Origin of the sequence: Rhodococcus sp. Z13 (assembly GCF_025837095.1) — a bacterium.
Lineage (GTDB): Bacteria > Actinomycetota > Actinomycetes > Mycobacteriales > Mycobacteriaceae > Rhodococcus > Rhodococcus sacchari.
Map to the genome: position 1 here is coordinate 3835310 of NZ_CP107551.1, position 20973 is coordinate 3856282.

Here is a 20973-nt window from a genome sequence, read left to right on the forward strand (position 1 = left end):
GATGCGGATCCTCTACGTGTGTACCGGGAACATCTGCCGCTCCCCCACGGCAGAACTTCTGACGACCGCGTATGCCCAGGAGCAGGGCCGCACGGATCTGACCGCACACAGTGCGGGCACCAACGCGATGGTCGGGTACGGCATGGAACCCACTGCGGCGCTGGTGCTGAAGCAGCTCGGCGGAAATCCGGAGGGGTTCGTGGCCCGGCGCCTGACGCCGCCGATCGCCGAGGACGCCGATCTGATCATCACGATGAGCGAGCGGCAGCGCACCAAGGTGTTGCAGCTCGCGCCGCGGAAGATGCATTCGACCTTCACGCTGAAGGAGGCCGCGCGGCTGCAGCAGCTCAGCGGTGCCCGGACCGTCGCGGAGCTCGCGGTGGCCCGGGCGCAGACGACTGCGCCCGGGCCTGAGGACGTTCTCGATCCGATCGGCCGCGACGAGGAGACGTTCGTCGCGGTCGGGACCGAGATCGCCGATCTGCTCCTACCGCTGCTGGCCGCGCTCAGGATCTGAGCCGGGCACCGCCCGGGTATCCGAGCCGCCCACCGGCCGTCGCGGTGCGTGCACGACGGGCGGGGTGGCCTGCGGTTCGGCCGAGTAGGCCTGCGGCGGCTGGTACCGCTCGGTGTCGCCGTAGCGCTCCGAGGCGGGTTCCGGTGCGGGCGGGAACTGCGCGGACGGGGCCCCGCGGTAGCCCTCGGGGCCCGGGGTCCAGGCCTGGGTGGCCGGCGGTTCGGCCCGGCGAGCCGGCTGGGCCTCCGGAGCGGGCGCGGGGATGCGCTGTGTCGCCGCGGGCGGCGCCGCGACCGGAGCGGGTGCAGCCGGTGCCGACTGGGCGGGCGTCACTGTCGCGGGCTTGTCGGTGCTGTAGTAGTAGCGGTACTCGTAGACCGTGCCGTGGCCCTTGGTCGGGGTCATGGTCAGGATCGAACCGAGCACGTTCGCGTTGACGGTGCGCAGGTTGCCCACGGCGCGGGCGAACTGATCGCGGGTGGTCTTGCCGAACCGCGCGACCAGCAGTGCCCCGTCGGCGGCGGTCGCGAGGATCGTCGCGTCGGTGACGGGCAGCAGCGGCGGCGCGTCGATGATCACGTAGTCGAACCGCTCCCGCAGCTCGTCGAACACCTCACGCGCGTGCGCGGACCCGAGCAGCTCCGACGGGTTGGGCGGCAGCGCACCGGCGGCGAGCACCCACATGCCGTCGACGGCGGTCGGCTGCAGCACCTCCTCGAGGGTGGCCTGGTGGGCCAGCACGGTGGACAGACCGGCGTCGTTCATCGTGTCGAGGTATTTCGACACGCGGGGGCGGCGCAGGTCGGCCTCGACGAGCACGACGGAGTGCCCGGCCTCGGCGAGCACCAGCGCGAGGTTGATGGCCGTGGTGGTCTTGCCCTCGGTGGGCACCGAGCTGGTGACCACGAGCGAGCGCGGCGGGTTGTCGACGTGCAGGAACTGCAGGTTGGTGCGCATCTCCCGGTACGCCTCGGCGTCGCCGCTGTGGGCGTCGGAGAAGGAGATGGCCGGCTTCTCCTGGCGTTCCTTCTCGTGCGGGATCACACCGACGACACCGGTGCCGGTGAGTTCCTCGAGGGTCTCGCGGTTCTTGACGGTGTTGTCGAGCCGGTCGCGCAGCACCGCGAGGGCGATGCCGAGCAGCACACCCACGGCGAGGCCGAGCGCGACGTTCCGCTTGGTCTTCGGGGTGACCGGCGTCGACGGGGTGGCCGCGTACTGCTCGACCACCACGCGGGCGGTGGGCGGACCGCCGTCCTCGGGGGTCTCGAGTTCGCGGGCCATGACGACGAACTCGTCGGACAGGGCGTTGGCGAGATCGCGGGCCCGTTCCGGCGAGGTGTCGGTGACGGCGGTGTCGATGAGCACCGTGTCGGGCGTGGACGACGCGTCGACCTTCGCGGCGAGCTGGGCGGCGGACAGGCCGTCGAGCCCGAGCTTGTCGATGGTGCGCTGGGCGAGGGTGGTGCCCTCGAGCAGTTCGGTGTAGGAGGTGACGCGCTGCTGCGAGAACAGGTTGCCCTGGTAGATCTCCTGCACCGACGCGCCCGACGAGGTGGACACGAACAGGCGGGTCTTGGCCTCGTACTGCGGTGTCGTCAGCAGGGACGCCCCGAGTGCGGCGAGCACGGCGACGACCGTCGTGACGGCGACGATCTTCCATCTCGCCTGCAGAATTCGCAGGTAATCATGTACTTCCATCAGGGCGTCTCCCTTGTTGCGGTAACACTGCGTGCGCACCCGGCGGGCGCGGTGGGGTTGTCGTCTCGGTGCGACAGCAGGCTGTCGATCACCGGGCCGATCGCACGCAGGGCGTCCGGATCGGCCAGTTCCGAGTGCCGGAAGGGCACCGGATGTTCGACGACGAGACCGCGCACGTATCGCTGCCAGGTGGCGGCGATGTCGGGGTGCCGGTCGAGATCGGGGGTGGCGACCACGAGGTCGATGTCGCCCTCGTAGGTGTTCGGGGTGTGCCGGCGCGCGGCGGATTCGACGGCCTGCGCGGCGGTGTCGGCGCGGCGGCGGACCTCGGCGACGAGCCGGTCGGGCAGCCCGCTGGTGTCGGGTCCGGTGCCGGCCGGTTCGGGCTCGTCGGGCAGCAGCTCGGGAGGAAGCGTGTCGAGGAGCACGACCGCGCCCACCCGCTCGCCGGATTCGCGGAGCCGTACTGCCATCTCGTGGGCGATGCTGCCGCCCACGGACCAGCCGAGCAGGTGGTAGGGACCATCGGCTCGTACGTTACGGATCTCCGCCAGGTACCGCTCGGCGAGGGCGCCGAGGTCGCCGGGCACCTCGTCGAGGCCGGTGGCCTGCAGCCCGTAGATCGTGCGGCCGCCCAGATGCGGGGCGAGCCCGGCGTACGGCCAGGCCAGTCCGCTGATCGGATGAATGCAGAACAGTGGGGGCCGGTCGTCGCCCGCGGCGAGCTGCACGAGCACCCCGAGCGGGTCGGTGGTGTCGCTGCTGCCGTGGTCGATGCGGTCGGCGAGTGCGGCGAGGGTGGGGCTGGTGAACAGCCACTCCACCGGCACGTCGGTGTCGAGTTCGGCGCGCAGGTCCCCGGCGACGGTGACGGCACCGAGGGAGGTGCCGCCGAGGTCGAAGAAGCCGCGGTCGGCGGAGATGGTGTCGACGGGCCGGTCGAGGTGCCGCGCGAACACCGCCGCGACGATCTCGGCGATCCGTCCTTCGGGGGCGAGACGGGTGTCGGGTTCCGGGTCGGCGGGCTCGGGCACCGCGGCGCGGTCGACCTTGCCCGAGGGCAGCAGCGGCAGTGCGTCGACGACGGTGAGGCTCGCCGGGCGCAGGTGCCGCGGCAGGGCGGCGGCGAGGGCGCGGCGCAGCGCGGCGACGTCGAGGGTGGTGTCGGGTTCGGGCCGGAGGTAGGCGGCGAGGACGGTCTCCCCGCGCAGGGTGTGCGGCACGGTGACGGCGGCGGCGACCCCCGGCTGGGCGAGCAGCGCGGCGTCGACCTCGGCGGGTTCGATGCGGATGCCGTGGATCTTGATCTGTTCGTCGGCGCGGCCCAGATGGTCGAGTTCGCCGGTGGGCAGCAGCCGCACGAGGTCTCCCGTCCGGTACATCCGCGCGCCGGGTTCCCCGAACGGGTCGGCGACGAATCGGCTTGCGGTGAGCCCCGTTTCACGGCGGTAGCCGCGGGCGAGACTCGGACCGGTGACGTAGAGTTCACCGGTCGTGCCGGGCGGCACGGGATGCAGGCGACCGTCGAGGACGTAGGCGGTGGCCCCGGCGACCGGCAGCCCGATGGGCGGTTTGCCGTCGCCGTGCAGCCGTTCGGAAACCGTGGCGGCGACGGCGAATTCGGTGGGGCCGTAACCGTTGAACAGCCGGTGCCGCGACCAGCGTCGGACGAGCTCGGGCGGCAACGCTTCTCCGGCGGCGACGACCGTCGTCTCGTCCAGCGTGTCGGGGTCGAGGGTGCCGAGCACGCTGGGGGTGACGTTGAGGTGGGTGACCCGCTCGGCGACCAGCAGTTCCTGCAGCGGGTCGCCGGCGAAGGCGTGATCCGGGGCGATCACGAGGGTGCCGCCGTGGGCGTGGGCGGCGAGCAGTTCGAAGACCGCGGCGTCGAAGGTGTGCGAGGCGACCTGCAGCACCCGGGCTCCGTCGTCGAGACCGAGTGTGGTGCGCTGGAGTTCGAGCAGGGCGGTGAGGCCACGGTGGGTGACCTCGACGCCCTTCGGGGTGCCGGTGGTGCCGGAGGTGTAGACGAGATAGGCGAGGTCGTCGACGGTGAGGTCGATCCGCGGCGGCGCGACGGTCTCGAGCACGAGGGTCGGTTCCTCGGTGGGGTCGATCCAGGTGAGGTAGCCGAGATCGCAGGGGCCGAGAGTGATTCCGACGCGGGGGCGGGCGTCGCGCAGGATCGCGGCGATGCGCGCCTCGGGCTGGCTGCGGTCCACCGACACCCACGCCGCACCGAGTTTTGTGACGGCCCAGACGGCGAGCGGCCAGTGTTCGCCGCGGGGCAGGGCGATCGCGACGACGTCGCCGCGGCGCACCCCGTGGGCGGTGAGCACGGCGGCGAGTTCGTCGGAGCGGGCGTCGAGTCCGGTGTAGGTCCAGGCGACGGTGCCGGCGCGCACCGCGATGCGGCCGGCGTGCGCGGCGACGGTGTCGGCGAGGATGTCGCGCAGGGTGCGCGGCGCGACCGGCGGCCCGGTCAGTGGCACGAGGGCGGGGACGGCAAGATCCCCGACGATGCGGTCGGGTTGGGCGAGGGCGGCGCCGAGCAACGCGACGGTCTCGGTGAGCATCGCGTCGGCGGTGGTGGCGTCGAACAGGTCGGTGGCGTAGACGAAGCGCAGATCGGCGCCGGTGGGGCGTTCGACGAACTCGACGGCAAGGTCGAACTGCGCGGCGGGTTCCCCGGCGTCGAACTCGGCGACCTGCACGTCCGGCAGTTGCGGCAGGGTCTCGTCGCCGGCGTGCCGGTGGGTGAACAGCACCTGGAACAGCGGGCTGTAGGAGGGATCGCGGTGCGGTGCGATCCGCGCGACCACCTCGTCGAAGGGCACGTCGGCGTGAGCGAGCGCGCCGAGGTCGGCGATGCGGACGGTGCGCAGCAGGTCGGTGAACGGTGCGGCCGGGTCGACGGGGGTGCGCAGCACGACGGTGCCGACGAACATGCCGACCAGAGCGTCGAGGCGGGTGTCGCCGCGACCGGCGACGGCGGTGCCGACGGCGATGTCGGTGCGACCGCTGCGGCGGGCGAGCATCGCGGCGAGCACGGCGTGCACGAGCATGAACACGGTGACGTCGTGCTGCCGCGCGACCTCCCGCAGGCGGGTGAGGGTGGCGGTGTCGAGACGCGAGATGCTCTGTGCGCCCACGTGGCTCGGCTGTGCGGGTCGCGGGCGGTCCGTGGGCAGCGGCAGCGGGGTGTGGGGCAGTCCGTCGAGAGTGGTTGCCCAGTAGTCGAGTTGGCGGGCGGCGAGCGAGGTCGGGTCGGTGGGATCGCCGAGCAGGTCGTGCTGCCAGCGGGCGTAGTCGCCGTAGGTGACGGGCAGCGCCTCGAACTCGGGGGCCGCTCCCCCGCGACGCGCACCGTAGGCGGTGAACAGGTCGGCGAGCAGCGGGGCGACGGAGGCACCGTCGAACGCGATGTGGTGCACCGCAGCGGCGAGCACCCACGTGTGCGGTTCGACGTCGAACAGCCGGATCCGCAGGGGCGGTTCGGCGGTGATGCCGACGGGGGTGGTGAGCGTCGCGGCCACCGCGGCGGAAACATCCTCGGGCGCGGAGTGTTCCAGTGTCGGGGCGTCGACGAGGAGCTGCCGATCGCCGGGGAAGGCGGTGCGCAGCACCCGGTGCCGCTCGATGACGTCGCCCACGGCGGCGGTGAGGGCGTCGACGTCGAGATCGCCGCGCAGCGTCAGCACGACCGGCACGAGATAGGCGGTGGTGCCCGGTTCGGCGCGGGAGACGAGCGCGAGGCGCCGCTGGGCGGGGGCGATCGGGGCGGGCTCGGGGTCGTCGTAGCGGCGCAGCGGCGGCCGGTCGGTGGCGGTGGCGTCGATGCGGGCGGCGAGTGCGGCGAGGCTCGGGGCGTGCAGCACCTCGCGCACCGGCACCTCGGTGCCGAGGGCGTCGCCGAGGCGGGCGGCGAAGACGACGGCCGTCAGCGAGTCACCGCCGGCGGCGAAGAAGCCGCGGTGCGCGGACGGCCGGGAGCCCAGGACGTTCTCGGCGACCGTCACCACCAGTTCTTCGGCGTCGGTGAGCGGCCGGTCGTCGTCGGCGGCGTCCTGGTGGGCATCGGTGTCGACCTGTTCGAGGGCGGCGACGTCGAGTTTGCCGTTGCCGGTGAGCGGCAGCCGGTCGAGCACGTGCACGCGCGACGGCATGCGATGCGGGGGCACGACGAGGGCGAGGCGGGCCGTCAGGTCGTCGGCGACGAGATCGTCCCCGGCGGCGAACGCGACGAGGGTGCCCGACAGTGCGAGCACCGCGGCCTGCCGCACACCGGGCTGGGTGAGCAGGGCGGCTTCGAGTTCGCCGGGTTCGATGCGCACACCGCGCACCTTGAGCTGCCGGTCGGTGCGGCCGAGACAGGCGAGGGTGTCGCTGCGACGGTGCACACGATCACCGGTGCGGTACATGCGTTTTCCGCCCGGTGCGGCGACGAAGCGTTCGGCGGTGCGGGCCGGGTCGTCGAGATAACCGGCGGCGAGGGATTCACCCTCGAGGTAGAGCTCGCCGGCCGCGCCGATCGGGACGGGCCGCAGCCGCGCGTCGAGGACGTGGGCGACGGTGCCGGGCACGGGACGTCCGATGCCGGGGTCGGTGGTGCCGTCGACGTCGGCGAGGGTCGCCACGATGGTGGTCTCGGTGGGGCCGTAGGCATCGAGCATGGCGCGGCCCGTGGCCCAGCGCGCCGCGAGGGCGGGCGGCAGCGACTCGCCGCCGGAGGCGACGACCTTCAGTTCCGGCAGTCCCTCGGGGTCGAGAGTGCCGAGCACCGTGGGGGTCGACAGGTAGTGGGTGATGCGCTGGTCGGCGAGGAAGCGGTGCAGGTCCGGTCCCGCGTACACCTCCGGGGGTGCGACGACGAGGGTCGCGCCGGTGGTGTGGGCGAGCAGGATCTCGAGCAGCGCGGCGTCGAACTCGGGTGAATAGCCCTGCAGCACACGGTCGCCGGGGCCCACGCGGTAGCGCTTGGCGGCTTCGGTGGCGAGCGGGGCGAGGCCGGAGTGCGTCACCGCGACCTGCTTGGGTGCGCCGGTGGAGCCGGAGGTGGACACGACGTAGGCGGTGCCGGGCAGGCAGGTCTCCCCCGCCTCCCGTGAATGGGTGAACGCCGCACCGGTTTTCGCGACGGCCCAGAGGGTGAGGATGTGGTCGAGGCCGCGCGGGGTGTCGACGAGCACGATCCGGCCGTCGCGGGCACCTTCGGCGCGCAGTTCGTCGGCGAGCGCATCGGACTGTTCGTCGAGTTCGCGGTAGGTGAGCGACTGCCCGTCGCCCCACAGCGCCTCGGCGTCGGGATGTGCGGCGGCGGTGGCGCGCAGCAGTTCCGCGAGGGTGCGGGCCGGGGCGGGCTGGGCACCGGCGAGCGGCGGGGCCGGGCTGCCGACGGCGATGTCGCCGACGCTGACGTCGGGGTCGGTGGTGAGCCGGCCGAGCAGTGCGACGAAGCGGCTCGCGAGCTGCGCGGCGGTGGTGTCGGCGAAGCGCGACGCGTCGAACACCAGGGTGCCGGTGTACTCGGCACCGCGCGGAGCGAAGGTGAACTGCAGGTCGAATTTCGGTGGTCCGTCCACGATCTCGCGGGCCTCGACGGTGAGATCCCCGAGCGTGAACGGTTCGAGCCCGAAGTCCTGCACCGTCAGCGCGACCTGCGGGGTGTCGAGGCCGGTGTCGGCGAGGACCTGTTCGAACGGCACCGCGGTGCGGTCGAGGGCGGCGACGTCGAAGTCGCGGACCTGCCCGAGCAGCCCGTGGAAGGTCATCTCCGGCGCGAGGCGGGCGCGCAGCACCAGGGTGTCGACGAAGGGCCCGATGAGCTCCTCGAGTTGCGCCCAGCGGCGGCCGCCGACCACCGCGGCGACGGCGACGTCGTCGTGGCCGCCGAGGCGGGCGAGCAGCACCGCCAGGACGGCGTGCAGCACCATGAACTCGGTGGCGCCGTGGGTGCGGGCCAGAGCGGTGACGGCGTCGCGGATGTCGGCGGGCACGGTGAAGTCGACGGTGCGGGCCTCCGGGTCGGTGCCGGTGCCGTCGGTGGGCAGCGCGACCGGGGTGAGGCCGTCGAGGGCGCGACGCCAGTGTTCGAGGTCGGTGTCGGCGACGCCGCGGCCGTTCTCCCACAGGGCGTAGTCGGCGTACTGCAGCGGGAGCGGCGCCCAGTCCGGGGCGCGGCCGGCGGCGCGGGCGAGATAGGCCAGCGACAGGTCGCGCAACAGCGGCCGCAGCGACATTCCGTCGGCGATGGCGTGGTCGATGTCGAAGTGCAGCGAGTACAGCTCGGCGGCGCGGCGTTCGAGGCGCACGCTCCAGTGGTCGCTGCGGGGTGCGTCGTGGACGAGCTGGTAGACGCCGTCGCCGTCGACGATGTAGTCGGTGCGCAGGATCTCGTGGCGCAGCGCGACGTCGCCGAGCGCGGCCTGCAGGGCGCCGAGGTCGAGGCGTCCACGCAGCTGCACCTCGCTGCGCAGCCGGTAGGCGTCGGGGTGCAGTGAGCTCAGGCCCCACAGGCGGCGCTGGGCGCGGCTGAGCGGGATGCGTTCGGGCCGCAGGTACACCACGGTGGGGCCTTCGTCGGTGTCGAAGCCGCCGGCGTCGAGGGCCGCGGCGAGCGCGTCGACGGTGGGGTTGGCGAAGAGGGTGCGCAGCGGCACCGAGGCGCCGGTCTCCTCGCGCAGCCGCCCGACGAGGACGGTGGCGAGCAGGGAGTTGCCGCCGAGGGCGAAGAAGTCGTCGGTGCGGCCCACCGGCCCGGTGCCGAGCACCTCCCCGACGATCCGCGCGACCTGCGCTTCGGTGCGGGTGGCCGGTTCGGTGCCGGTCGCGGCGGCCGGTTCGGGCAGGGCGGCGACGTCGACCTTGCCGTGGCTGGTGAGCGGGATCGCGTCGAGCACCACGACCGCGCTGGGCACGTGGTGGGCGGGCAGCAGCTCGCGCAGCCGGGCGCGCAGCGCGGTGCCGTTGAGGCCGCTGCCGGTGACGTAGGAGACCAGGTTGGTGCCGCGCACGACGGTCACCACCCGGTCCACGCCGTCGAGGGCGGTCAGGGCGGTGTCGATCTCTCCGGGTTCGATGCGCACGCCCCGTAGTTTGACCTGCCCGTCGCCGCGACCCACAAACGCCAGGTCGCCGCTGCGGGTGCGGCGCACGAGGTCGCCGGTGCGGTAGCGGCGGGTGCCGCCCGGTCCGGCGACGAACCGGAGGGCGGTGCGGCCGGGGGCGGTGCGGTAGCCGGAGGCCAGCCGCGGACCGGAGACGTAGAGTTCGCCGACCAGCCCGTCGGGGACGGATCGCAGCCGCGCGTCGAGGACCTCGACGGTGGCGCCGCGTCCGGGCCGGCCGATGACGGGTTCGTCGCCGGGCCGCAGCGGGTGGGAGACGGTGACGAAGGTGGTGGACTCGGCGGGGCCGTAGCCGTTGAGCACGCGCCGGCCCTCGCCCCAGCGGGCCACCAGGTCGGCGGTGAGCCGGTCGCCGCCGGTCATGAGCACCCGCAGGGCGGGCAGCTCGCGGGCCGGGAGGGTGGCGAGGGTGGGCGGCGTGAGGATCGCGTGGGTGATCGCCTGCTGGGCCAGCAGCTCGCCGAGGGCAGCGCCGCCGTAGCTGTCGGCGTCGGCGATCACGAGGGTCGCGCCGCTGATGCCGGCGGTGAGGATCTCGAGCATCGCCGCGTCGAACGACGGCGCCGCGACGTGCAGCACCCGATCGCCCGGGGCGGCGGCGAGGTGGTCGGCGAGGTCCTCGGCGAATGCGCTCGCGGCGCGCTGGGTGATGGTGACGGCCTTGGGTTCTCCGGTGGTGCCGGAGGTGAACACGAAATAGGCGGGGGCGTCGGGGGCGGGGTCGGTGACGTCGCCGAGCGCCTCGTCGGTCTCGGAGGTCACGTCGAGCCAGCTGACGTGTTGCGGAAGGGTCTCGGCGACACCGACTCCCACCGTCACGTCGGCGAGCAGCGCGGCCAGTCGCGCCGGGGGCTGGGCGGGGTCGACGAGCATCGGTGCCGCCCCGGCCCGCACGATGCCCCACACCGCCAGCACGGATTCGAGCGAGCGCGGGAACGCACAGGCCACCGGGTCGCCGGTGCGCACCCCGGCGCGCTGCAGGCGGGCGGCGAGCGCATCGGCGTAGTAGAGCAGTTCGGGATACGAGAGTTCGCGGTCGTCGTCGACGAGCGCCAGACCCTCGCCACCTGCGGCGGCGCCGCGCACCAGCCGGCGGCGCAGCGACTGCGGCTCCCCCGGTTCCGGCCCGGTGAGCGCAGGGGTGGCGCCGAGGTCGATCCCGGCGACCGGCACCGTCGGGTCTGCGATTGCCGCCTCGAGCACGGCGCGGTAGCGATCGGCATAGACGGCGACGGTCTCCGCGTCGTACAGGTCGGTGCTGTAGAAGAATTCGACGTCGAGCCCGCCGGGGGTCTCGGTGACGGTGACCTGCACGTCCACCGCGACGTGCCCGGTGTCGACGGGGACGGCGCTCACCTGCAGACCGGGCAGCTCGATCCGCGAGGTGACGGGCCGGGTCTGCGACAGCGTCACCTGGAACAGCGGGTGCCGCGACTCGCTGCGCGTCGGCTGCAGTTTCTCGACGAGCGTCTCGAACGGTGCGTCGGCGTACATGTAGGCGGCGAGGTCGCGGCGGCGCACCTGGGCGAGCAGGTCGGCGAAGCTCGCGTCGGGGTCGACGTCGGTGCGCAGCACGAGGGTGCCGGCGAACATACCGACGAGGTCGTCGAGCCGCGGGTCGCCGCGACCGGCCACCGCGGTGCCGATGGGAATGTCGCGGCCGGCACCGTGCCGGGCGAGCAGCACCGCGAGGGCGGCGTGCAGCACCATGAACACCGTGGCGCGGCCGTCGCGGGCCAGCTCGTGGAGGCCACGGACGAGGTCGGCGTCGAGGTGCAGGCTGTGCGCGGCGCCGCGTCCGCTGGACCGGGCGGGGCGCGGCCGGTCGGTGGGCAGGCTCGCCTCGTCGGGCAGGCCGGCGAGTTCGTCGAGCCAGAACGGGATCTGCTCGTCGGCGAGGCTGTGCTGCCAGCGCGCGTAGTCGGTGTACTGCACGGACAGCGGCGGCAGCGCGGGGGCCTGTCCGGCGCGGCGGGCGGTGTAGGCGGCGGTGATGTCGCGCAGCAGCGGTCCGAGCGACCAGCCATCGGCGGCGATGTGGTGCAGTACGACGAGCAGCACGTGCCGGTCGGGTCCCGTCCGGTACAGCCGCATCCGCACCGGTGGTTCGGTGGTGAGATCGAAACCGGTGGTGACGAATTCGCGGACGAACCCGTCGAGGGCGTCCTCGGGGACGGCGACGGGGTCGAGGTCGGGCCGCGCGACCGGCAGCACCGCGAACTCGTCGGCGGCCGGATAGACGGTGCGCAGGGTGCGGTGCCGGTCGAGCACATCGGTGACGGCGGCGGCCAGCGCGTCGACGTCCAGGTCGCCGTCGAGGCACACCGCGAACGGCAGGTTGTAGCTCGGGGAGGACGGGTCGAAGCGGTTGACGAACCACAGGCGGCGCTGCGCGGCGGACAGCGGTGCGGGTGCGTCGGGATCGGCGACGAGAGGTGTTCGGCTGCCGCCGGTTCCGGTGTTCTCGGTGATGTGGTCGGCGAGCGCGGCGACGGTGCGGTGGTCGAAGACGTCGCGGACGGTGACGTCGGTGTCGGTGACCTCGGTGAGGCGTCCGGCGAGGCGGGTGGCGAGCAGCGAGTTGCCGCCGAGGTGGAAGAAGTCGTCGTCGGCGCCGATGCCGCCGGGGGTCAGGCCCAGCAGGTCGGCGCACACCTCGGCGACAAGTTCCTCGACCGGTCCGTGCGGGGCCGGTCCCTCCCCCGCGGTGATCTCGGGGGCGGGCAGCGCGGCGCGGTCGAGTTTGCCGTTCGGGGTGAGCGGCAGGGCGTCGAGCACGACGGCGGCGGACGGCACCAAGTGGTCGGGCAGGCGGCCGCGCAGGTCGCGCAGCACCGCGGTGGCGTCGCCGACGACGAGATAGGCGACGAGCCGGTCGTCGCGCAGCAGCACCACGGCCTGCTCGACGCCCTCGCAGCGCAGCAGTGCGGCTTCGATCTCACCGGGTTCGATGCGGTAGCCGCGCAGTTCGATCTGCTGGTCGGCCCGGCCGAGATAGTGCAGCGCGGTGTCGAGGCGGGCGAGGTCGCCGGAACGGTAGCGGCGGGTGCCGCCGGGTGCGGCGACGAAGCGGGTGGCGGTCCAGCCGGGGCGGCGGTGGTAACCGCGCGCGAGTTGGTCTCCGCGGACGTGGATCTCACCGGTCGAGCCGGGCAGGGCGGGGCGCAGCGCCGCGTCGAGGACCTCGACGGTCAGACCCGGTAGCGGTGCCCCGATGCCGGGTGCGGTGGCGTCGCCGGCGGTGACGTGCACGGTGGTCTCGGTGATCCCGAACATGTTGACCGTCCGCACGTGCGGATGGGCCTGCGCCCAGGGGAGCACGAGACCGGGGTCGAGGGCTTCGCCGCCGAAGATCAGCAACCGCAGGTGTTCGAAGGGCGCATGGCCGGTGGTGGCGAGTTGTCGGAAGGCAGTGGGGGTTTGGTTGAGCACCGTCACCCGATAGTGCACCAGCAGTTCGGCGAAGGCCTGCGGGTCGCGGGCGGTGAGGTGATCCACCATCACGAGGCGGGCGCCGGTGGCCAGCGGTGCCCACATCTCCCACACCGAGAAGTCGAAGGCCGGCGAGTGGAACAGCGTCCACACGTCGTCGGCGGTGAGCGCGAACTCGTCGACGGTGGCGGCGAGCAGCGACGTCACGTTGCGGTGGGTGACGAGCACGCCCTTGGGGGTGCCGGTGGAGCCGGAGGTGTAGACAAGGTAGGCGCCGCGGTCGGAGGTGATCGGGCGGTGGAAGTCGGCGCCGTCGGCGAGGCGCGCCGCGACGTCGGGGTCGTCGAGCCGCAGGGTGGGCACGCCGGTGAACTCGACTCCGGTGGTGACGGCCAGGGCGGGCTGCGCGTCGTCGACGAGGGCCTGCAGGCGTGCGGCGGGGTGGGTGACGTCGACGGGCAGGTAGATGCCGCCGGCGCGGGTGACGGCGAGGATCGCGACGACGAGTTCGGGTGAGCGCGGCAGGGCGACGGCCACGACGTCCTCGGCGCCGATCCCGTGGTCGGTGAGGAGGGCGGCGAGCGCGCCCGAGCGCGACCACAGCGCGCCGTAGGTGAGGGAGTACCCGTCCCCCACCACGGCGAGCGCAGCGGGATCGTCGGCCACGCGCTGCGCGACCAGCTCGGGCAGCGACTCGGCCGGTAGGTGCCGCGCAGCGCCGACGGGGGTAGGGTCGGCGCCACGCAGCGCGATACCGCCGAGCTGCACAGTCGGATCGGCGGTAACGGCGTCGAGAATACGCATCAGCCAAGGGCCCCAGCGAAGAATCGTGTCAGGTTCCAACAGGGCCGTGTCGTGGCTGAGGATCAGTTCCAAACCGGCGGGGGTTCCGGCCCCGGATCGCCGCTCCCGCACCGTCACTTCGACATCGAGGCGGGCGGTCGCGGCGGGGATCTCCCGGATCCCGGCGACGCCCGGCAGCGCGAGCGAATCGAGCGCGAACGACTCGTAGGCGAGCAACACCTGGAACAGCGGGTGATGCCCCTCGGCACCGGCACCGAGGGCGTCGACGATGCGGTCGAACGGCACGTCGGCGTGAGCGAAGGCGTCGAGATCGACGCGGCGGGTCTCGGCGAGCAGGTCGGCGAAGGTGGTGTGCGGCCGCACCCGTAGGCGCAGCGGCACGGTGCCGACGAACATGCCCACCAGCTCGTCCACCGCGGCGTGGCTGCGGCCCGAGACGGGGGTGCCGATCACGATGTCGTCGGTCGCGGCGAGTGCCGACAGCAGCACCGCGAGGGCGGCGTGCAGCACCATGAACGGGGTGACGTCGTGGGTGCGGGCCAGCGTCTCGACCGCGGCGTGCAGGTCGGCGGGGATCGTGAACTCGACGCGTCCGGCGGTGTGCTCGGAGTCGGTGGTGCGGGGCCGGTCGAGGGGCAACGCGAGCAGCGGCGGTGCGTCGGCGAGGGTCGTCGTCCAGTACGCGAGCTGGCGGTCGGCGACACCGTCGTCGAGCAGGGCGGTGTGCCAGCGGGCGTAGTCGCCGTAGGTGACGGCCGGGGCCGGCAGGTCGAGCGGCGTTCCGTCGCGGTGGGCGGTGTAGGCGGCGACGGCGTCGCGGGCGAGCACCGGCATCGACAGTCCGTCGGCGGCGATGTGGTGGAGCACCACGGCGAGCACGAAGCCCGGTTCCGCGCGGAACAGGCGCGTGCGCATCGGCAGGTCGACGGTGAGATCGAAGCGCACGCGGGCAAATTCGGTCAGTGCCGCATCGAGGTCGCCGGTGTGGACGGGTGCGAGGTCGAGGGTCGCGGTGGGCACCACCCGGCGGCGCGGGCCGTCCGGCGCCTCGGGGAAGAGTGTGCGCAGCGCGTCGTGGCGGGCGAGCACGTCCGTGGCCGCGGCGGTCAGGGCGTCGAGGTCGGTGTCGGCGTCGAGGTCGACGGCGAAGGCGATGTGGTCGCCACCGTCGGTGCCGGAGGCGACGTCGAAGCGGTTGAGCAGCCACATGCGCTGCTGCGCCGGGGCAAGCGGACCGTCGGTCCCGTCGACGTGCACGAGCGGCGGATGCTCACCGGTGGTGTCCTGCGCGACGAGCCGGGCGAGGTCGGCGACGGTGGGGTTCTCGAAGATCTCGCGCACCCCGAGCCGGTGTCCGGCGACGGCACCGAGGCGGGCTGCGAGCCGAGTGGCGAGCAGCGAGTTGCCGCCGACGGCGAAGAAGTCGTCGCTGCCGGAGACGACGGGCACCTCGAGCATTTCGGCGACGATCCCGGCGACGAGTTCCTCGGTGGCGCTGCGGTATCCGTCGGTGCCGGTCGCGGTGGGTGCCGGGGCGGGCAGGGCGGCGCGGTCGATCTTGCCGGTGCTCGTCAGCGGCAGAGTGTCGACGACGGTGATGCTCGCGGGCACCATGTGCCGGGGCAGCCGGTCGGCGGCCCAGGCGCGCAGGTCGTGCGGGTCGATCCGGTCGTGGACCTGCACGTAGCCGGCGAGCAGGTCGTCGTGCACCACGGTGACGGCGGTGCCCACCGCTGGGTGGGTCTGCAGGGTCGCGTCGATCTCGCCGAGTTCGACGCGGAAGCCACGGATCTTGACCTGGTGGTCGCGGCGGCCGACGAATTCGAGGGCGAGCCCGTCGCGGGTGTGCACCCAGCGCACGAGATCACCGGTGCGGTAGAGCCGTCCGCCACCGAAGGGGTTGGCGACGAAACGTTCCGCGGTGAGGGCGGGGCCGTCGAGATAACCGCGGGCCACGCCCTGTCCCCCGAGATACAGCTCCCCGCTCGCGCCGTCGGGCACGGGCCGCAGCCGGTCGTCGAGCACCGCGACGGTGACGCCGACGAGACCGGTGCCGATGGTGAGCCGATCGCCGGGCGCGAAGGGCGCGCTGGCGGTGGCGAGGACGGTGGTCTCCGTCGGCCCGTAGACGTCGAGGAGGGTGCGGCCGGGGGCCCAGCGTTCGGCGGTCTCCACCGGCCATGTCTCGCCGCCCACGGCGAGCACCCGCAGGTCGTCGAGCCCGGCCGGGTCGAGCTGGGCGGGCACCGAGGGGGTGGAGAACCAGTGCGTGATGTGTTCGGCACGAAGCAGATCCAGCAGCTCGTCGCCGCCGTAGAGGTCGGCGGGGGCGGCGACGAGGGTGCCGCCGGCGGTGAGCGCGAGGACGTATTCGAGCACCGCGCCGTCGAAGGCGGGATTCGCGAAGTGCAGCACCCGCGCGTCGGTGGCGGTGCCGTCGTGGACGGGCAGGTCGAAGCGTTCGGTGAACGACCGTGCGAGCGAGCCGAGTCCGTGGTGGGTGACCACCACGCCCTTGGGGGTGCCGGTGGAGCCGGAGGTGTACACGAGGTAGGCGGTGTGGTCGAGGTGCAGCGGCCGCACGCGGTCGGCGTCGGTGATGGCGCGGGTGTTGCCGTGGGTGACGAACTCGATCGCTTCGATGCCCTCGGGCAAGTCGGTGCCGGGGTCGACGATCGCGTGCCGCACGCCGGAGGCGGTGAGCAGCTGCGTGATCCGCGCGGCGGGCTGGGCGGGGTCGACGGGCACAAAGGCCGCGCCGGCCAGTGCGACCGCGGCGGCGGCGAGCACCGACCGCGACGAGCGTGGAAGCACCACGGCCACAAGGTCTTCCGGTCCGATACCGCGGCCGATCAGCTCCCACGCGAGCGGCCGTGCGGCGACGCGGATCTCGACGGCCTCTCCCCCGGGTTCGGCGACGCGTGCCGGGGAGCGGTCGACGATCTCGGCGAGGGTGGCGTCCGGTCCGGGTGCAGCCGGTTCGACGGCGGGTGCGCCGAGGTCGAGATCGCCGACGGGCCGGGCCGGGTGCTGGGCGACCTGCGCGAGCACCCCGGTCAGGCGCTCGACCCAGCCGGTGACGGTGGCGTCGTCGAACAGGCGGGTGTCGTAGACGAGGCAGCCGGTGAGCGAGCCGTCGGGCCTCTCCCGCAGTGCGATCTCGACGTCGAATCGGGCCTGCGGGGAGGCGATCTCCTGCGGCCGCACCGTGAGGCCGGGCAGTTCGAGGTCGGGCACGTCGACGTTGTCGTAGGCGAGCATCACCCGGAAGGGCGTGAAGCCGAGAGCGTCGACGACGTGGTCGAACGGCACGGTGGCGTGCGCGAAGGCGTCGAGGTCGGTGTCGCGGGCCCGGGCGAGCAGCGTGGTGAACGGTTCGGCCGGGTCGACCTGCAGGCGCAGGGTGACGGTGCCGACGAACATGCCGACGAGCGCGTCGAGGTCGGGGTGGTCGCGGCCGGCGGTGCCGGTGCCGACGGCGATGTCGCGGCCGGAGGTCCAGGCCGCGAGCCAGGCGGCGACGGCGGCGTGCACGGCCATGAAGGTGGTGGCGTCGTGGTCGGCGGCGACGGCCCGCAGCGCGTCGATCTGTGCGGCGGGCACGGTGAAGTCCACCGCGGCGGCCGGTCCGAATCCGCCGGTGCGCGGGTGGTCGGTGGGCAGCGGGGCCGCATTGTTGAGTCCGTCGAGTGTGGTTGTCCAGTAGTCGATCTCGCGTCCGGCGCGGCTGTCGGGTGCGGCCGGGTCGCCGAGGCGGTCGAGATGCCAGCGCGCGTAGTGCCGGTAGCGCAGCGGCAGCGGCGCCCAGGCGGGCTGCTCACCGGCGGTGCGGGCGAGATAGGCGGTGGCGACGTCGGTGGTCAGCGGCACGAACGACGCACCGTCGAGCGCGATGTGGTGGGCGACGACGGCGAGCACGTGCCGGTTCTCGGCCAGGCGCAGCAGCCGCAGGCGGAAGGGGATCTGCGTGGTGAGGTCGAACGGTTCGGCCGCCCACTGCTCGATGAGGTCGTCGACGTCCTGGTCGGCGACGGTCTCGGGGTCGAGCGCGAGAGCGGCGAGGGCGCGGTCGAGGGGCAGGACCTCCTGCACCGGGCCGTCGGGGGTGGTGCAGACGACGGTGCGCAGGGTGTCGTGCCGGTCGAGCACGTCGCCCACCGCGGCCCGCAGCGCCGCGAGGTCGAGGTCGCCGTCGAGGTGCAGAGCGAACGGCAGGTGGTAGGCGGCGGGGTCGCCGTGCGCGGAGGCCAGCAGGAACAACCGCCGCTGGGCGGGAGCGAGCGGGACCGGGCCGGTGTCGGCGGTGGCGACGGGCCGCGAGTCGGTTTCGGGGCGGGTGGTCGCGGCGGCGGCGAGGCGGGCCACCGTCGGGTGGGCGAACACGTCGCGGAGCTGCACGTCGCGGCCGAGCGCGGCCCCGAGCCGGGCGGCGAGCTGGGCGGCACCGAGGGAGTGCCCGCCGAGCGCGAAGAAGTCGGAGTCGGCCCCCACCTCGTCGACGCCGGTGAGCTCGGCGAACAGGTCGGCGACGAGTTTCTCCGTCGGGTTGCCCGGCGGTCGCGAGTGCGCGGCCGCGGAACGATCCGGGACGGGCAGCGCACGCCGGTCGACCTTGCCGCCCGGGGTGAGCGGCAGCGCGTCGAGCACGGTGATGGTCGACGGCCGCAGCGGTGCGGGCAGCTCCTCGGCGAGCCGGGCCGCGAGGTCGGTGGGGTCGGCGTCGCCCACCACGTAGGCGTCGAGCACGTCGTCGTGCACGGCAGCGGCCGCGGCCCGCACGCCCTCGCAGGCGGTGAGTGCGGCTTCGATCTCGCCGAGTTCGATGCGGTGTCCGCGGAGCTTGATCTGGTTGTCGCTGCGGCCGAGGAATTCGAGCTGGCCGTCGGTGGTCCAGCGGGCACGGTCACCCGTCCGGTACATGCGCTCGCCGTTCGGGGCGGCGACGAAGCGTTCGGCGGTGAGGGCCGGGGCGTCGAGGTAGCCGCGCGCCACGCCCGGTCCGGAGAGGTAGAGCTCACCGGTCACGCCGGTGGGCGCGGGGTGCAGGCGGGCGTCGAGCACCACGGCACCGGTGCCGTCGACGGGCCGGCCGATGGGCACCCCGCCGCCGGGCTGCAGCGGATCGCTGAGGGTGGCGAGGACGGTGGTCTCCGTCGGCCCGTAGGCATTGAGCATCGTGCGGCCGGTGCACCAACGGTCGGCGACCGTCTGCGGCAGCGCTTCCCCACCGGCGTCGAGAACACGCAGGTCGGGAAGGTGTTCGGCGGGGGTGGCGGCGAGGATCGCCGGGGCGGTGATCGCGTGGGTGACGGCCGCGTCGCGCAACAGGGTAGTGAGCGCGGGGCCGCCGACGGCGTCGGGCGGGCAGATCACCAGGGCGGCGCCGGCGTCGAAGGCGAGCAGCAGTTCCTGCAGCGACGCGTCGAAGCTCGGGGCGGCCAGGTGCAGCACGCGCGCGTCGGCGTCGGCGCGGTAGCGGTCGCGCAGCGTCGACATCAGAGCGGCGAGGCCGCGGTGGGTGACAGCGACGGCCTTCGGGGTGCCGGTGGAGCCGGAGGTGTGGATGACCCAGGCGAGGTGGTCGACGTGCAGGGGTCGCGGCCGGTGTTCGGCGGTGAACGCTTCGGCGGGCCCGTCGACGGTGGGCGCGATGCGGGTGACGTGCGCGGGCAGCTCCGGGTGGTCGTGGGCGACGGCGATCCGCACGTCGCGCAGCAGGTGTTCGAGGCGGCGGGTCGGCAGATCGGGGTCGAGCGGGGTGTAGGCGGCGCCGGTCTTGGCGACGGCCCACAGTGCGACCACCGAGTCGATCGACCGCGGCAGCAGCACCGCGACGCGTTCCTCCGGTCCGGCACCGGACGCGGCGAGGGCGTGGGCGAGCCTGTCGGAGCGGGCATCGAGGTTGCGGTAGGTGAAGGTGGTGTCGCCGTCGATCACCGCGATGCGGTTGCTGCCGGCGTGGCGGGAGAGCAGGTCGGGCAGCAGCTGCGGCTCGGGTGCGGGGCGGCCCTGTACGGGGGCGAGGCCGTCGAGTTCGGTGGCATCGGCGAGGGCAAGGTCGCCCACCGCGACGTCGGCGTGCTGCACGAAGCGCTGCAGGAAGCCGAGGAAGCGGCGGTGCAGCGCGTCGAGATGTTCGGAGTCGTAGAGGTGGGGGTTGGCCTCGAAGTCGACGCGCAAGGTGCGGCCGGCGATGCCCGGGTAGACGTTGACCGACAGGTCGTCGACGGGACCGGTGGACTGCACGTGGTAGTCGCCGATCACCTCACCGAAGGTGATCTGCGGGTGGAACATCATCAGGTTCACCACCGGCCCGAAGGCGCTGCGGGTGCGGCTCTGCTCGCGACCGAGTTCACGCAGGTCGGCGACCATGTCCTCGTAGCGGTAACGCTGGTGGCGCAGGGCGCCGGTGAGCTCGACCTGCACGTCGCGGATCAGGTCGGTGGCGGGCGACGCAAGGTCGATCCGCACGCGCAGCGGCACGAGATTGGAGACCACCCCGGCCGAGCGGCGCAGCGACGCGGTGGTGCGGGCCGAGACGGGCAGCGAGAGCACCACGTCGGTGACGTCGCAGGTGCGGGCGAGGAAGGCCGCGAAGGCCGCGACCACGACGGGCACGTCGGTGGAGTTGGCGTCGTGGGCCAGGACTGCGACGGCCTCGGCCACCTCGGGTGCGAGTTCGGCACCGGCGTACCGGGCGGGGGCCTCGGGCGGTGCGACGTCGTCGACGAGCGAAAGCGGTTCGGGTAGGTCGGCGAGGCGGCTCAGCCAGTGCGCGCGGTCGGTGGCCTGGCGCTTCGAGCCGGTGTAGGCGCTCTCGAACTCGAGGATCTTCTCGATGGGTAACGCCTTGCACGGCGGGGGTTCCTCACCCTTCACCCAGGCGCTGTAGATCTCGGCGCAGCGCTCGAGCATGACCACCGCGCCGTGTCCGTCGAGGGCGATGTGGTGGATGAAGCTCGACAGGAAGAACCGGTCGTCGGCGAGCTGCAGCAGCGTGGTGCCGATAAGCCGGTCCTCGATCATGTCGAGCGGCCGGGCGAAGGTCTCCTGCATCCAGCGGTGAGCTGCGCCTTCGGGGTCGCCCTCGGAGCGCAGATCGAGATATCCCGGGTAGTCGTCGATGTCCGGAACGGCCTTCTGGAAGGGCTCGCCGTTCTGCTCGACGAGCACCATCGTGCCGGTCTCGATCTCGCGGGCCGTCTTCTCGCTGGCGTCGAGCAGCAGTCTTACGTCGAGTTCGCCGCGGAACTCGACGTACTGCGCGATGGTGAACGGAACGCGGGGGTGAAGTTGCTGTGCGAACCACAATCCCCGCTGACTCGAAGACAGCGGAAGTAGACGCACTTTCGCTCCCCTCGCCTCACCCGACAGATAGACGTGGAAGTGCGC

Annotated in this window: 3 protein-coding genes; 1 reads left to right on the forward strand and 2 read right to left on the reverse strand. The window is 73.3% G+C overall.

What is annotated here, in order from left to right:
* The first annotated feature begins 1 nt into the window (after window position 1).
* Entirely contained in the window at window positions 2–517 is a 516-nt protein-coding gene (locus OED52_RS17580) for an arsenate reductase/protein-tyrosine-phosphatase family protein (protein ID WP_264152125.1), read from the forward strand.
* Here OED52_RS17580 and OED52_RS17585 read toward each other — a convergent pair.
* The gene (locus OED52_RS17585) at window positions 488–2218 is read right to left on the reverse strand and encodes a tyrosine-protein kinase domain-containing protein (RefSeq protein WP_264152126.1); all 1731 of its coding nucleotides are present in this window, start codon (window positions 2216–2218) and stop codon (window positions 488–490) included. The genes OED52_RS17580 and OED52_RS17585 overlap by 30 nt on opposite strands.
* A complete protein-coding gene (locus tag OED52_RS17590; protein WP_264154748.1) occupies window positions 2218–20928 on the reverse strand; it encodes a non-ribosomal peptide synthetase in 18711 nt (6236 codons plus the stop codon). The genes OED52_RS17585 and OED52_RS17590 overlap by 1 nt, the downstream gene beginning before the upstream one ends.
* Window positions 20929–20973: the final 45 nt, after the last annotated feature.